The sequence below is a fragment of the Fulvivirga sp. genome, from assembly GCF_040218215.1.
In the GTDB taxonomy this organism is placed as follows: domain Bacteria; phylum Bacteroidota; class Bacteroidia; order Cytophagales; family Cyclobacteriaceae; genus Fulvivirga.
This window is the reverse complement of sequence record NZ_JAVJQL010000022.1, coordinates 46,309-60,936: the sequence shown is the minus strand read 5'-3', so window position 1 is coordinate 60,936 and position 14,628 is coordinate 46,309. Positions and strand designations below refer to the sequence as shown.

Below are 14,628 nucleotides of genomic sequence, written 5' to 3'. Positions count from 1 at the left end.
GTAAATTAATCTATTTTGAATTAATACTGGTTAGAACCAACTTTTTAGCAAAATAGTTAACTTTTTAATCAGAAATCTAACTCAATTGTATCACCAATATTGTATCCGCCTTCACCTTCTTTTGGTTTATTAGGATTCGTCTGAGGTCTTACACTTGGAGTTTTGGTTTCTTCTCTTTCAGATGGTTTTTCATCCCCAGAAGTTGCATCAACGTTATTATCTTCTGAAAGTTCCTGTGGCTCTTCAATTTCCTCAGGCTCTTCAGATTTCAACAAGGTTATTTTCTTTACATTATGAGAAGATATCCTGTTGCCCAATGCCTTCCATCCTTTTACATCTATGGCTTCATCCAACAAAATTTCTTCGGTCTCCTTATCCTTGCTTTTACCTTTGGTATATTCTATTTCAACTTTAGTGTTTGGCTTTGTTGACGCTACTATTAATTTAGAACCTGACGCCTCGCTGATAAAGCCAAAACGTTTATCGATTGTAGAGGTTTCAACTTTGAATCTTTTCACCAGATAGTGTTTGCCTTCACCATCATAATGAATGGCAGATATTACTGTATCTGGCTTAAATCTCTCAATAATCAATACCTTATCTGGTTCATATCTATTTGTCAACTCATATGAAGTAAGCTCATAACTTCCATCTTTATAGATGACCAAAATATTGTCTTCTCCATTGAACTTGCCGATATGGATGCCTCTTTCATCCTTGTTGAGTCGCCCGATTGATTGATCATACCAAATATCCAGCCCACTTAAAGTAGACACCCCTTCTGATTTAAGTTCAATCTTTCTTACCGGGTATCTGGTCAGGATATTACCACCTGCTCCTCTTCCTTTGATTTCAATGGTGGAAAAATCAAAATCAAATATTTTTATTCTTGCTTTGGCACCAGAAGTCAGTTTAACGGTGACAATCTCGGCTTCACCGTTCATGTTTGCAGTTAAGTATAACACTTTTGATCCCCTTTCACCTTTTGTAAGGTCATATTCCTTGTCTCTGGTTATGGCGGTAACATTAAACCTCTTAACCATAGACCTGCCTGTTTTTCCATCAAGGTAGATCAAATTATAAGTCATCCGTTCATCACCTTTCTTCCAGACACCAGCATAGAGGATATCTTTTCCCATGAAGGTCTTCTCAGAAATACGGGAAACCATCATCTTACCATCTCTTCGAATGGCAATAATATCATCAAGATCTGAACATTCGGTAACAAACTCATCCTTCCTCAAACCATACCCTACAAAGCCATCAACTCTATTAACATAAAGCTTTTGGTTATTAGCAGCTACAATTGAAGTATCAATGGAATCGAATGATTTGATTTCGGTTTTACGCTCTCTGCCTTTTCCATATTTTTCTAACAACCTGTTGTAATAATCGATGGCATAATCGGTAATATGCTCAAGGTGGTGCAGCGTTTCCTTTAGCTCTTCTTCAAGTCTCCTAAGTAGTTCATCGGCTTTGAAAGTATCAAACTTAGAAATACGTTTGATTTTTATCTCCGTAAGCTTAACAATATCTTCTTCAGTAATTTCCCTGTAAAACTGAGGTTTAAATGGATCGAGACCTTTGTCAATAGTCTGTATTACTGCCTCCCAGGTTTCACATTCTTCAATATCACGATAGATTCTATTTTCAATAAATATCTTTTCTAATGAAGAGAATAATATCTTCTCCATTAGCTCATCGCGCCTGATCTCTAATTCACGGGTTAATAACTCAACGGTTTTATCGGTATTAAGCTTAAGTATCTCATTGACAGGTATAAAATGCGGCTTATCATTTATAATGACGCATGCATTAGGTGAAATAGATACCTCACAATCGGTGAAAGCATAAAGCGCATCAATGGTAATATCTGGCGACTGTCCAGGAGCCAGATCGATCAATATCTCAACATCTTTGGCCGTGTTATCCACTACCTTCTTAATCTTGATTTTGCCTTTGTCATTGGCTTTGATAATGGATTCTATAAGCCCGGTGGTGGTGGTGCCAAAAGGAATGTCCTTAACGATTAAAGACTTTTTATCCTGCTCCTCTATTTTGGCCCTTACTTTTATCTTTCCTCCCCTCAGTCCTTGATTGTACTCAGAGAAGTCTGCCATACCACCTGTTATAAAATCTGGATAGACCTTAACTTTTTTACCTTTAAGTATATCAATACTTGCCTTTATTAGTTCACAGAAGTTATGGGGAAGAATTTTTGTAGAAAGTCCTACTGCAATTCCCTCTACACCCTGAGCCAGCAATAATGGAAATTTAACCGGCAGTGTAACCGGCTCTTTTTTACGGCCATCGTAGGAGAGCTGCCAGTTAGTTGTTTGAGGGTTATAAAGTACTTCCAGGGCAAATTTGGAAGGCCTTGCTTCTATATATCTGGGTGCGGCTGCACTGTCACCGGTTCTTACATCTCCCCAGTTTCCTTGTGTGTCAATTAATAAATCCTTCTGCCCAATATTAACCATGGCATCACCAATGGAGGCATCACCATGAGGATGATATTGCATGGTCTGACCTATGATATTGGCCACCTTGTTATACCGGCCATCATCCATCTCTTTGATGGCATGCATAATTCTCCGCTGCACAGGCTTAAAACCATCTTCAATAGCTGGAACTGCCCTTTCCAGTATCACATAGGAGGCATATTCCAAAAACCAGTTTTCGTACATTCCAGATACAGGAATGACATCATGGATTATATCTTCGTTTTCAAATTTCTCATTTTGCCCTTCTACAGGCTCATTATTCTCTTCCATTCAGCAATGAGATTAATTTTCGGCTAATTGTTCTTCTGTTTCTTCTTTCACTGGAATATTGAGGTCATTCACCTCGTCCTTCTCAATTCGAAGGTTATCGACAATAAAATCTTGTCTGTCAGGAGTATTCTTACCCATATAAAAAGTCAATAATTGGTTTATTGACGTGTCCTTGTTTAAAATAATCGGGTCGAGACGAATGTCCTCGCCAATGAAGTTTCCAAATTCATCAGGCGAAATCTCACCTAATCCTTTAAATCGGGTGATCTCTGGTTTACTTCCAAGCTTTGCTATGGCTGCCCTGCGCTCCTCGTCTGAGTAGCAATAGATTGTTTCCTTCTTATTTCTAACCCTAAACAGTGGTGTATCCAAAATGAATAAATGACCTTGTTTTACCAAATCAGGAAAAAATTGCAAGAAGAAAGTTAGTAACAACAATCTGATGTGCATCCCATCAACATCAGCATCTGTTGCAATAATGATCTTTCTGTAGCGCAAGCCTTCGATACCGTCTTCAATATTCAGGGCATGTTGAAGCAGGTTAAATTCTTCATTTTCATAAACCACCTTTTTAGTAAGGTTGAAGCAGTTTAAGGGCTTACCTCTCAAACTAAACACAGCCTGTGTTTGCACATCGCGTGATTTTGTGATTGATCCACTTGCAGAATCACCCTCCGTGATAAAGATCATGGTATCATCTACTCTATCACTCTTTTTATCATCATAATGCAACCTGCAGTCACGTAATTTTTTGTTGTGAAGATTTGCCTTTTTAGCCCTTTCGTTCGCCAGTTTCTTAATACCGGCTATCTCCTTGCGCTCACGCTCTGATTGCAATATTCTTTTCAATAATGCATCAGCAACCTGACCATTTCTATGCAGGTAATTGTCCAGCTCAGTTTTTAGAAAGTCATTGATAAATGTTCGCATTGTAGGGCCATCTGGCCCCACATTCTGAGATCCCAATTTTGTCTTTGTCTGAGACTCAAAAACTGGTTCCTGAACCCTAACGGCTACAGCACCCACTATACTTGCCCTGATATCTGAAGCGTCAAAATCCTTTTTATAAAAGTCCCGAACTGTTCTCACAACAGCCTCCCTGAAAGCTGCCAGGTGAGTTCCCCCCTGTGTTGTGTACTGTCCGTTAACAAATGAATAATACTCCTCTCCATATTGGTTACAATGGGAGATTGCAACTTCAATATCTTCTCCTCTCAGGTGAATAATTGGATATCTAAGAGATTCTACATCAGTTTTTCTCTCGAGCAAGTCCCTTAGTCCATTTTCAGAATGGAACTTATTTCCATTGAAGTTTATAGTAAGACCAGCGTTTAGAAATACATAATTCCAAATTAGGTCATTGAGGTAGTCTGGAATAAAGTGATAGTTTTTAAATATGGTTTCATCAGGTTCAAAAGTGGTGAGCGTGCCATTTCTGCCACTTGATTTGATGATTTTCGCGTCATTGGTTACCTCACCTCTAACAAATTCTGCTACCTTGGTTTCTCCCTCACGAAATGACTGCACCTTAAAGTAAGTTGAGAGTGCATTCACCGCCTTGGTACCAACTCCATTAAGTCCTACCGATTTTTGGAAAGCCCCGGAATCATACTTGCCTCCTGTATTAATTTTAGATACACAATCGATAACTTTTCCTAATGGAATACCACGGCCGTAATCCCTGATCTCTACTCTGTGATCGGTGATCTTCACATCGATGGTTTTACCATAACCCATCATGTGTTCATCTATACAGTTATCGATAATCTCTTTAACCAAAACATAGATACCGTCATCCTGAGCAGACCCATCTCCCAGCTTACCAATATACATACCAGGCCTCAGCCTGATGTGCTCTTTCCAGTCAAGGGATTTGATACTATCTTCGGTATACTCTACGTGATCAACAGCCATAATTAGAAATTCATTTACTTAGGTTAACGAGCGAAGAAACACGAATTTTCAGACTAATTCAAGGGAATGACGGAAATGAAAACTCGTAATTTTACTATTAAAAATAACTGTGGAAGACCTTAAATATCAGATAATTAGAAGTTTAAAGTCTAAGAAATAAAATAAAGGTTTAAGCTTTATTTTTTAAATTTAGTATAAAAAATGGCAAAGCAACCACCCACCCTACTACCAGGCCTAAAGTGATGTAGATGTAATAACCAAAATTTGAAAAATCGAAGTTCTCACCACTATTGATTAATTGAATAAAAGTTAAAGAACTCATAAAGAAGAAGTTCAATACGGCAGCAAAACTCATGAGCCACCCCACCAGAAATTCTGCCACAGGCATTTCACTTTTTCTAAACTTACGCGCTATACTATAAATAGAAAAGTTACAGATAGTGATAAAGGCGAGGCTCACGTTGAAAACCGTTTCTCTTGAAATGGCATTCTGTCCATCAAAAAGTGATAAGCTACTTCCTATCGGAATAGCCGCATAAGTATAAAGTAAAGTAGCTAGTGTAGCTAACAAAGTAAAGAACCAGAAGGCTTTGATGATTTTATTCATAGTCAACTTTAAATTGGCCGCAATTTAGGACTATAGTACGTTAGAAAAAAAGTGTTGTGAAAAGTAATTGTTATACCTCACAAATATCAACTTCTGATAAGGATTGCATAATCCTAACCTTGACCTATAACAAATGAACAATTTTAGCTAATTTTACTAATTAGTATGCATGCAGAACGCTTTATATGAACATTAACCCAATCATATTATCTATTCCCATCTACTTCCTGCTTATAGGAGTTGAGTTAGTAGTTCAGTGGATTACAAAAAAAGAACTTTACAGACTTAGTGATGCGCTTACCAACATTTCATGTGGCATCACCCAACAGCTTAGCGGTATCTTTCTAAAAGTTTTAGGGGTAGGTGCTTACGTTTTAGTTTATGAATATTTTGCATTGTTTGAAGTGCCTTCTACCTGGTATACCTTTATTATTTTATTCGTTGGTGCTGATTTCTTCTATTACTGGGCACATAGAATGAGTCATGAGATCAATCTATTTTGGGGAGGGCATGTGGTTCATCACCAAAGTGAAGATTATAATTTCTCAGTAGCACTAAGGCAGGGTTCATTTCAAATCATCTGGACATTCTTCTTTTACTTTCCGTTAGCCATTATTGGGTTTAAGCCGGTTGACTTCGTTTTTGTATCAGCGTTAGTTACGGTTTACCAATTTTGGATTCACACCGAGACCATTGGAAAAATGGGCTGGTTTGAAATCATCTTTAACACTCCTTCTCATCATAGGGTGCATCATGGTAGAAACCCTAAATATATTGATAAAAACCACGCAGGTGTATTTATTATTTGGGATAAAATGTTTGGTACTTTTCAGAAAGAAGAAGAAAAGCCAACCTATGGAATAACCAAACCTATCAATAGCTGGAACCCTGTTTGGGTAAACTTTGATCACTACTACCAGATGCTGAAACAGTTGAAAGAAATAAACGGATTTAAGAACAAAATTAAGTTCCTTTTCTATAAACCAGGCTGGTTGCCTAAAGAGTTAGGTGGCTATCAATCTGCCCCTGAAGTTGACAAATCAAATTACAAGAAATTTGACACTCCTGTGAACAGCATTTTAAGCTACTATGTGTTATTCCAGTATATAATGATATTAGGAGCTACAGCACTGTTCCTCTTTAACTATACCAAATTGGAGTTACCCTATCAGATTGCTACTGTTTTGGGCATAATCCTGACCATTGTAAATGCAGGGGCGCTACTTGAAAGAAAGTCCTGGGCTAAGCGATCTGAAATAATTAGGGTACTATTGGTTGTAGGAGTGGCTGCTTACGCCATCATCTTTTTCAATTTCAGTTATTTATTTTTAATTCCTGTTGTAGTTTATTTCCTCATTTCAATGCTTGCCATGCCATACTCTACTAAATTAGCGGTATGAAATTCATACTTGCAGCACTTACAGTCTGCATGCTCTTTACAGCATGTAATAAATCAATTGATATAAAAAACTTTGATGAATTGGCATGGCAAGATGACAAAGGAGCTTGCAAAAATACACGCATTAATATGCTGGAAGCTCTAGAAAGCGGCAAAGAGCAGCTAAAAGGCCTTAATCAGGATGAGATTGTAGCTGTATTAGGCAGGCCTGATGAAAACGAACTTTACAAGCGCAGCCAGAAGTTTTTTATCTACCATATTACTCCTAAAACTTGTGATGGTCAGGAGTTTAAGCAATACACTTATCTAAGTATAAGATTCAACGCAACAGGCTTGGCCAAAGAGGTAATCGTTTACGAAACGAAATTCTAATTTAAAATTTCATATTTTTTGTCTATCTTATTGTTTCAATCAAACAATGAAACATGAGTAGCATACAATTCCACCCCAATGAGTTATTGTTGATTTACAATGACCCTAATACCACCACTGGGAAACAGACAAGGGCTTATGCCAAGTCAGTGTCCAACAATGTTAATGAAGTAAATATTTCAAATGACAATTTTACTACAACACTGTGGAAAGAGGTGATTAATATGCTAAATCTTCATCCTTTGGAGATTATGGACAGGTCATGTGCTGATTATAAAGAGAAGATTGAGGGCAATAATTTCACAATGACTGGCATGCTTGAGGTATTGGCTCATAATCCAACATTATTAAAAGCACCAATTGCCGTATATCAGAACAAGGCTGTATTCTGCCTAAAGCCAACGGACTTATTAAAATTTGAGAGTAACTCTGCAAGCAAAGTACCCCCACATTTAAGAAGGGAATAATTTACCGGGCTTGGTCTGGGCCGAATATTTGAAGTCCAACAAAAATTGAGTCCTGCTGCCGAAGCAATTGATAGACATAATTATGTTTAGAAATAGGCGAAGCAACAAATTGCTCGAACTGCGCCTGTTCCTTATTGTCAACAAAAACAATAAACCTATTTAATCCCGGCTCTGTAACCTTAAGCTTTTGTTGCTCACCATCCTTAAACACAACGGTAGAATCTGTACTCAACTCACCAACTCTCTTAATTTGAATGCTTTGCATCAAAATGCCCTTGGGCCTTACTATTACCTCGTCCCTAAAGATGTAGTTACGAATATCTTGCTTAAAACTGTAAGCGATTATTAGTACCAAACTCACAAATCCTAAAAGCCATGCTACTACTTTCATCACTTAAGTTCAATACCATTCTCTTTAATTTCAATGAGTTGCTGTTTGTATAGCCCACCAATAGCTTTTTTAAAGGCCTTTTTACTCATTTTTGTTTTAAGAATGATTTCCTCGGGAGAAGACTTGTCATGTAGACCTATAAAACCATCATTGTTCTTCAGAAGTTTAAGTATTTTCTCCCCGTTAATATCTATAGCCTCTACCCCAACCTGACCTAACCTTAAGTCAATTTTACCATCCTCCCTTAATTTTTTAACATAGCCCCTAAGTTTATCTCCTATCCTTACAGGTTGAAAAACCTCATTTTTATAAAGTAGCCCTGAGTACTCTTGGTCGACCACAGCAGAAAAGCCGAGCTCTGTCTCACCATAAACCAGTATTTCTACTTCCTGCCCTTCTTCTAACTTGGTATAATCGTTATCTAAAAAGGCATTGATTTTTCCAACACCAATCAGTCGATCTGTTTTGTAATCAAGGCAAATCCTAACAACATGAATTTCCCCTATGCGATAAGGCTGAGGCTGTTCCTTTGTGGGCACAAGTAAGTCCTTTTCCAAACCCCAATCCATATAAGCCCCATGTGGTGCGCTATCCCTTACCTCAAGTGCCACAAAGTCATTCAATTTGCCATAGGGCTGTAAAGTTGTGGCTATTAACCTGTCTTCAGAATCTTTATATAAAAATACATTTATGGTATTACCTATTTTAACTTCCTCAGGAAGGTATTTTGTAGGTAGTAATATTTCACCTCTTTCTGAGGCCAAATAGACACCAAAGTCTACTTCCTTTACAATTTCCAGTTCGTGAAATTCACCTATTTGCATGGCTGCAATTTAGCAACAAATACTGTCTCGGGGGGTATTTTTTTTTATATTTGCCAGCCTATTCTAACGTTTGAAAAACACGATTTTAATGAAAAACATAGCAGTAATTGGTTCAGGAACTATGGGTAATGGTATTGCTCATGTGTTTGCACAAAAGGGATATAATGTATCTTTAATTGATATATCAGCTCCAGCTTTAGAAAAAGCCATGGCCACCATTAGCAAAAACCTCGATAGACAGGTCAGCAAGGAGGTTATCAGTGAAGCTGATAAAACAAATACACTAAATAACATCAAGACACATACAGTACTGGCAGATGGAGTAAAAGGTGTTGACTTGGTTGTAGAAGCGGCTACTGAGAACATTGATCTTAAGTTGAAAATTTTTAAAGATCTGGATGCCACCTGCGATGCCAATACCATCTTAGCTACTAATACCTCTTCTATTTCTATTACTAAGATTGCAGCTGTAACTAACAGAGCTGATAAAGTGATAGGCATGCACTTTATGAACCCAGTACCAGTAATGAAGTTGGTAGAGGTTATCAGAGGTTATAATACAAGCGATGCAATTACGTCTCAAATAATGGATATGTCTAAAAACTTAGGCAAGGTGCCTGTTGAAGTAAACGACTACCCCGGCTTTATTGCTAACAGAATTTTAATGCCAATGATCAACGAGGCCATATACTCACTGTATGAAGGCGTTGCTGGAGTTGAAGAAATTGATACGGTGATGAAATTGGGAATGGCTCACCCGATGGGTCCATTGCAACTGGCAGATTTTATAGGTCTGGATGTTTGTTTGTCCATACTTAATGTTCTGCATGACGGCTTTGGAAATCCTAAATATGCTCCTTGCCCGCTGCTGGTAAACATGGTAGAAGCAGGTCATAAAGGTGTAAAATCAGGAAGTGGTTTTTATTCCTGGGGACACGGTACTAAAGACTTAATAGTGGCCGATCGATTTAATAAATAATTTAAAAAAGCAACCTGCGATTTTATATTACTTTACCAAGCAAAATCTATACTTTAATGATATTAAAATAATTATGGTATTATACTGATTTTCAGATATTTAGTTGAACAATTTGCCCATTAATTGTATTATAGTAGATACTATTAATGATGCAATATTTTGAAAATAAAGATTCTAACATTCTCTGTCCTATCAACAGTAATAATTCTTTTGATAGGACTTATTTTTTGGAAACAGGAATACAAATTTACTTTACCTACCCCAAAGCCTCGCAATTATGTAGAGGTACATCAGGGTGACCGCGTTGACATACAGTATTCAGCAGCCCAACCCACCTACTATCATTTTTATAATTACGACTGTCCTTGTTCCAGATTTAATATCAAGGAGTTTCAGTCACTGGTTAATAAGTATAAAAATGAAGTTAAATTCTATGCTGTTATCGAAACTGAAGATATTTCTTCTGATGATGTTAATGACTTTCTTGAGAAATACGACCTGGGAATTGAAGTTATTAAAGATTCCGAAGGTCATCTTGCTCAAGCTCTGGGTGTTTATAGCACTCCACAAGCCGTCTTAATCAAAGACCATAAAGTATATTATAAAGGCAACTATAATAAAGCAAGATTTTGCCTTTCGAAAAACACCAAGTTTGCGGCTCAGGCATTGGAGGCCATGGTCAAGGGAGAAAAAGTACCGGACTTCCCAATGGTAGCTGAAATAGCCTATGGCTGTGAACTCCCGTCAAACACCAATAAATCAAACACCTTTTTTTCATTTTTAGATCTATAATTTAATGGCTACTAAAGCACAACTAAAACCCTTTTTCTTAAAAATTTATGAAAAGTCAGACGGAATTATTGAAAGACTTTTATTTGCCTATTTTGCTTTTGGCATAGGCATATCATTCATTTATGACACCTATGCTGTTGGCATTGGTGTAGGCATGTTGAGTTTGATACTGTACTTTACTTCCAAGCAGTTATTCAAGGGTACGACCGTCAATCAGTATGTGGCAAGTCTTGTGGCAGGGATTTTCATGGCGCAGTTCATTTACCAGATGCATGGTCTATTCGAGATGCACTTTACAGCGTTTATTGCCATTATAGCCTTAATAACCTATCAGAACAAATACGCTTTTATACCTCAGTTGCTATTTGTAGTTATACACCATAGCTCATTCGCTTATATTCAATATTTGGGTTATATCAATGAGAACGAATCTTATAAGCAAATCTATTTTACTCAACTCGAGTTTATGGACTTTCAAACCTTCCTGTTCCATGCAGGCCTCTATGCTGTAGGTGTAGTTTTGGCGGCAATTTACACGCACAATTTAGAAAGAAATACCATTGAGAATGCTGAGAACATTATTAAGCTTCAGACAGCGGAAGAAAGAATGAATCAAAACATTGAATTTGCAAAAAGGATTTCTGAAGGGGAATTTAACTATGAATACGCCCTGGAAGAGGGCGACCAAATGGGTTCAGCATTGGTTTCAATGAACAGTAACCTGAAGGAAAGCTCAGTTCGTGAAAAGCAAGAAAGTTTTAAAAATGTTGGTTTAACGGAAATTGGTGACATCATAAGAAACCACAGTGAAAACCTAAATGAATTGACCTATCAAATAGTCTCCTATCTTGTTACTTACATGAAACTGAACCAAGGTGGTGTCTTTATTTTAAATGATGATGATGAAGATAATAAATTCCTTGAACTGAAGGGCTGTTATGCCTATGAGCGAAAGAAATTTTTAGAAAAACGAATTGGCATAGGCGAAGGACTGATTGGCCAATGTTATTTGGAAAGAAGCGTAATTTATCTGAAGGATGTACCAAAAGATTATGTAAGGATCACTTCAGGACTTGGAGATGCACCTCCCTCTAACCTAATAATTGTACCAATAAAAAATGAAGATACTATTGAAGGTGTAATGGAGTTGGCATCATTCAAATTATTAGAACAGTATGAAATTGACTTTCTAACAAGAGCTTGTGAGAATATAGCTACGACTATTGCTTCTGCAAAAATTAATGCCCGAACAAAATTGCTCTATGAAGAATCTCAGCAGCAAACTGAAGAAATGAGAGCTCAGGAAGAAGAGATGCGGCAAAACATGGAAGAGCTTTCTGCCACGCAAGAGGAAATGGAAAGAACTTCTTTGAAATTCAAATCCAAATATGAAGCTATCAATGGAAGTGGTGTTGGGTCAATTGAGTTTGATCTTTATGGAAACATAGTTGAAGCTAACGATGCCTTTTGCGAATTAATGATGTATGAAAAAGACGAAGTAATAGGCAAGCATCACAGAATTTTTGTTGACAAGGAATATGCTCAAAGTGAGTCCTACAGACTTTTCTGGAATGAATTAGGCCAGGGAAAACTTCACAAAGGTGAATTTACCAGATACAACAAGAAGGGAAAAAGCGTAATTCTTCTTGGGGCATATTCAGTATTAAAAAACGAACATGATGTGCCGGTTGGCGTAATCAAATTTGCAATGGACATTACAAAATTGAAGGCCTGACTATCTGCAATATTTCTTAATCAACTCATCGGCCTTTTCAACACCTAAAGTCTGAGCCATTCGAAAGTCCGAGCAGGCACGGCTTGTCTGCTTGGTGTATACTCTCAGTGCCCCTCTTGATAAATATGCCTCTGCATATTCCTTATCTACACTGATGGCCGCATTATAATCGCTCAGCGCCTCTGGCAGTTGCCCTAATTTTTGATGCGCCTTACCTTTTAATGTAAAAGCGTACGCATTTGTTTCATCAAGCTTAAGCACTTTTTCTGCAAAGAAAATAGTATTCTCATAGTCATTAAGGCGATCATAATAATCTGCCATAATACTCAAATGGGCATTTACATTTAATGGATCTTCCTTGATCACTCTGTTAAAGTCTTTCAAAGCAAGTTCATACTCACCTAACTCCTCATAGGCCCTGCCTCTATTATAGATCGTTTTAATATCCCTTGGTTCTGTGTTCAGATAAATGGTGTAAGCTTCAACAGCCTTTTCATGCTCACCCTGACTGTAGAATTTATCTCCATTCTTAGAGTTCTCATTACTACAAGAAATAATAGTCAGTGCAAAAAATAAAATGAAAATGTACTTCATGTTGGTTTTTATAATAAAAAATAAGCTGTATCAAATACCGTAATTACTACGAAGTGCTTGATACAGCCCTGTATAACGCAAAGTTAAAGAATAAATTATTTCAAATTGATGCAAGAAAGGATTTTAACGCATTCCAATAGCCGACAGAATCCGAATATTGTGACCAAAGTGCTTTAGAACCGTGATTTCCTACAGTTTCTGGAAGGTAGTAAGATTTGTTGTCTGAAGTAATAGAAACGTAAATGCCCCACCAGTTGCCCTTCTCTGACTTAGCAGAAGTGATAAATGTATGTTGATCAATATGACCAGCTACAGAGGTAATATAATCCCTAGGTTTACCCTGAGTCACAAAGTATTCTCCAGGAGAAAAAGCTATGACGGCATCAACACTGTCATTCATGTCAGCTGCCAGCTTTAACGCCAAAGCTGAAGAGTAAGAACTTCCCCAAATGATAAGTTTGCCTGAAGCAAAATTCTTTTTAGCATAATTAATAGCTGCACGCATGTCGGCTAAAGCATCAACATATTGTGTTGATTTCATGGCCTTAACAGCATTCAGTTTGGTTTGATTCGTCACATTGTTAACAGCACCACCAGATCTTAAATCAACAGACAAACAATTATACCCAAGGGTATTGAGCTCTGGCGCTATTTCATTATACTCACCTCTACTCCAGTTGGCTTGATGAAACAGAACAATAAATGGTGCCGTTTCAGGATGAATCATATACAAGTCAGCTGTAATGGTCACACCATCCTCTGATTGGAATTTAATAAGCCTCTCACCATCTTGAGCCATCAAAAAAGGAGACATTAGCACAACAGCAGATAGAATAAGAAGTTTCATAGTATGAATATAACACAAAAAAATAGGACAAGCGAGCTTGTCCTATTTTCTATCTGTTAATTTTTTATTTTCCTATTTTATTTTGCTGGTAACATCATGCTGAGTATTCTTATAGTCGGTCAACTCAACGCTGACATTCCCTATAAACATCTTAGCCTGAATTTTCAAAGGCATTCTGTTTTCATCATCGGTCACCCAGGCTATAACAGAGTCTTCACCATCAAACAACTCATTATCAGGAACTACCGGAGCTAACCTGATTGCATTGAATTTACCAGCTTTAGTCTTTACCTTTTCCCTGCCTCTATAAATCATCTCCAAATCATAAAAGGTGTCTTCAAAAAATCCATTGATTATGAACTTATCCCCTTTCTTCATTTTTGAAAAGTCAATGGTTCTAAGGTATAGCGCCCCAGCCATCATATCCCTTACCTCTCCTTGTGAAACATAAACTTTAGGTTCTTTGAATTTTCCGGTCTTCTTGTCAGCTACTTTTGTCTCTATCAAATTTACTCTATGATCAAACCGCACCACTTCATCCTTCTTATACTTCCCTTCCCTGATATTTCTATAAGATATGTGCGGTACTAGGGCCGCTGAATCAACGTAAGCCCCCCAGTGATCATTTACATTGGCCACCCAGTCTACCATTCCACTGGTTCTACCAAAAATGTCAATCTTATAGCATTCGCGATGATTTACTTTGTAAAACTTATCATCAATAATCATTTCGGCCTCACCAATAGTGAATATCCCAAAATTGACACTAAACTCCAGCCGCTCACCACGACCAAAATTGTCATATTCTAACACCCTGTAAGAGGGTTCATCACCAAATGTAAAGGCTGATAAACCAAAGCCAATTGAAATAAGTAGTAATAGCTGTTTCATGATAACTATCTTTTATACTACTAACGCATACAAAGTAAATGC

14 protein-coding genes are annotated in these 14,628 nt (G+C 37.4%); 6 read left to right on the top strand and 8 right to left on the bottom strand.

Going from position 1 to position 14,628, the window contains the following annotated elements:
• Positions 1-68: 68 nt before the first annotated feature.
• The 3 genes from RIB54_RS15495 to RIB54_RS15485 form a co-directional block, all read right to left on the bottom strand.
• Complete coding sequence (locus RIB54_RS15495) at positions 69-2,774, bottom strand: DNA gyrase/topoisomerase IV subunit A (protein WP_350101741.1); 2,706 nt, start codon at positions 2,772-2,774, stop codon at positions 69-71.
• Between the two features lie 12 nt (positions 2,775-2,786).
• A complete protein-coding gene (locus RIB54_RS15490) occupies positions 2,787-4,688 on the bottom strand; it encodes a DNA topoisomerase IV subunit B (RefSeq protein WP_350067968.1) in 1,902 nt (633 codons plus the stop codon).
• Between the two features lie 169 nt (positions 4,689-4,857).
• Entirely contained in the window at positions 4,858-5,295 is a 438-nt protein-coding gene (locus RIB54_RS15485) for a hypothetical protein (RefSeq protein ID WP_350067970.1), read from the bottom strand.
• A 185-nt stretch (positions 5,296-5,480) separates the two neighbouring features.
• Here RIB54_RS15485 and RIB54_RS15480 point away from each other — a divergent pair, with 185 nt between their 5' ends.
• From RIB54_RS15480 to RIB54_RS15470, 3 genes are read left to right on the top strand one after another with little or no spacing between them, the layout of a single operon-like run.
• Positions 5,481-6,695: a sterol desaturase family protein gene (locus RIB54_RS15480; RefSeq protein WP_350101740.1), complete on the top strand. Its 1,215-nt coding sequence runs from the start codon at positions 5,481-5,483 to the stop codon at positions 6,693-6,695.
• Complete coding sequence (locus tag RIB54_RS15475; protein ID WP_350101739.1) at positions 6,692-7,066, top strand: hypothetical protein; 375 nt, start codon at positions 6,692-6,694, stop codon at positions 7,064-7,066. Before RIB54_RS15480 ends, RIB54_RS15475 begins: the two co-directional genes overlap by 4 nt.
• A 53-nt stretch (positions 7,067-7,119) precedes the next feature.
• Positions 7,120-7,533 (top strand): arsenate reductase family protein, encoded by a 414-nt coding sequence (locus RIB54_RS15470; RefSeq protein WP_350067976.1) that lies wholly within the window; start codon positions 7,120-7,122, stop codon positions 7,531-7,533.
• 1 nt (position 7,534) lies between these two features.
• On the opposite strand, the gene RIB54_RS15465 is transcribed toward RIB54_RS15470, so the two are convergent.
• Together RIB54_RS15465 and RIB54_RS15460 are read right to left on the bottom strand one after the other, a co-directional pair.
• The gene (locus RIB54_RS15465) at positions 7,535-7,924 is read right to left on the bottom strand and encodes a hypothetical protein (protein ID WP_350101738.1); all 390 of its coding nucleotides are present in this window, start codon (positions 7,922-7,924) and stop codon (positions 7,535-7,537) included.
• Positions 7,924-8,748, bottom strand: a complete 825-nt coding sequence (locus tag RIB54_RS15460) for a CvfB family protein (RefSeq protein WP_350101737.1) — start codon at positions 8,746-8,748, stop codon at positions 7,924-7,926. The genes RIB54_RS15465 and RIB54_RS15460 overlap by 1 nt, the downstream gene beginning before the upstream one ends.
• An 88-nt stretch (positions 8,749-8,836) precedes the next feature.
• Here RIB54_RS15460 and RIB54_RS15455 point away from each other — a divergent pair, with 88 nt between their 5' ends.
• The 3 genes from RIB54_RS15455 (at position 8,837) to RIB54_RS15445 (ending at position 12,254) form a co-directional block, all read left to right on the top strand.
• Complete coding sequence (locus RIB54_RS15455; RefSeq protein WP_350068317.1) at positions 8,837-9,727, top strand: 3-hydroxybutyryl-CoA dehydrogenase; 891 nt, start codon at positions 8,837-8,839, stop codon at positions 9,725-9,727.
• Positions 9,728-9,886: 159 nt separating this feature from the next.
• Positions 9,887-10,519: a TlpA family protein disulfide reductase gene (locus RIB54_RS15450; protein WP_350101736.1), complete on the top strand. Its 633-nt coding sequence runs from the start codon at positions 9,887-9,889 to the stop codon at positions 10,517-10,519.
• Between the two features lie 4 nt (positions 10,520-10,523).
• Positions 10,524-12,254, top strand: coding sequence for a GAF and PAS domain-containing protein (locus tag RIB54_RS15445; RefSeq protein ID WP_350101735.1), 1,731 nt, complete (start codon positions 10,524-10,526; stop codon positions 12,252-12,254).
• Here the strand turns inward: RIB54_RS15445 and RIB54_RS15440 are convergent, their stop codons facing one another.
• The 3 genes from RIB54_RS15440 to RIB54_RS15430 form a co-directional block, all read right to left on the bottom strand.
• The gene (locus RIB54_RS15440) at positions 12,255-12,848 is read right to left on the bottom strand and encodes a tetratricopeptide repeat protein (protein ID WP_350101734.1); all 594 of its coding nucleotides are present in this window, start codon (positions 12,846-12,848) and stop codon (positions 12,255-12,257) included.
• Positions 12,849-12,948: 100 nt separating this feature from the next.
• Complete coding sequence (locus RIB54_RS15435) at positions 12,949-13,695, bottom strand: alpha/beta hydrolase (protein ID WP_350101733.1); 747 nt, start codon at positions 13,693-13,695, stop codon at positions 12,949-12,951.
• Between the two features lie 72 nt (positions 13,696-13,767).
• A complete protein-coding gene (locus RIB54_RS15430; protein ID WP_350101732.1) occupies positions 13,768-14,586 on the bottom strand; it encodes a DUF3108 domain-containing protein in 819 nt (272 codons plus the stop codon).
• Between the last annotated feature and the right edge of the window lie 42 nt (positions 14,587-14,628).

What these genes read in the sequence shown, in the direction of transcription:
- RIB54_RS15495 (WP_350101741.1), bottom strand. Translation starts at nt 2,774, where the DNA reads ATGGAAGAGAATAATGAGCCTGTAGAAGGGCAAAATGAGAAATTTGAA.
- RIB54_RS15490 (WP_350067968.1), bottom strand. Translation starts at nt 4,688, where the DNA reads ATGGCTGTTGATCACGTAGAGTATACCGAAGATAGTATCAAATCCCTT.
- RIB54_RS15485 (WP_350067970.1), bottom strand. Translation starts at nt 5,295, where the DNA reads ATGAATAAAATCATCAAAGCCTTCTGGTTCTTTACTTTGTTAGCTACA.
- RIB54_RS15480 (WP_350101740.1), top strand. Translation starts at nt 5,481, where the DNA reads ATGAACATTAACCCAATCATATTATCTATTCCCATCTACTTCCTGCTT.
- RIB54_RS15475 (WP_350101739.1), top strand. Translation starts at nt 6,692, where the DNA reads ATGAAATTCATACTTGCAGCACTTACAGTCTGCATGCTCTTTACAGCA.
- RIB54_RS15470 (WP_350067976.1), top strand. Translation starts at nt 7,120, where the DNA reads ATGAGTAGCATACAATTCCACCCCAATGAGTTATTGTTGATTTACAAT.
- RIB54_RS15465 (WP_350101738.1), bottom strand. Translation starts at nt 7,924, where the DNA reads ATGAAAGTAGTAGCATGGCTTTTAGGATTTGTGAGTTTGGTACTAATA.
- RIB54_RS15460 (WP_350101737.1), bottom strand. Translation starts at nt 8,748, where the DNA reads ATGCAAATAGGTGAATTTCACGAACTGGAAATTGTAAAGGAAGTAGAC.
- RIB54_RS15455 (WP_350068317.1), top strand. Translation starts at nt 8,837, where the DNA reads ATGAAAAACATAGCAGTAATTGGTTCAGGAACTATGGGTAATGGTATT.
- RIB54_RS15445 (WP_350101735.1), top strand. Translation starts at nt 10,524, where the DNA reads ATGGCTACTAAAGCACAACTAAAACCCTTTTTCTTAAAAATTTATGAA.
- RIB54_RS15440 (WP_350101734.1), bottom strand. Translation starts at nt 12,848, where the DNA reads ATGAAGTACATTTTCATTTTATTTTTTGCACTGACTATTATTTCTTGT.
- RIB54_RS15435 (WP_350101733.1), bottom strand. Translation starts at nt 13,695, where the DNA reads ATGAAACTTCTTATTCTATCTGCTGTTGTGCTAATGTCTCCTTTTTTG.
- RIB54_RS15430 (WP_350101732.1), bottom strand. Translation starts at nt 14,586, where the DNA reads ATGAAACAGCTATTACTACTTATTTCAATTGGCTTTGGTTTATCAGCC.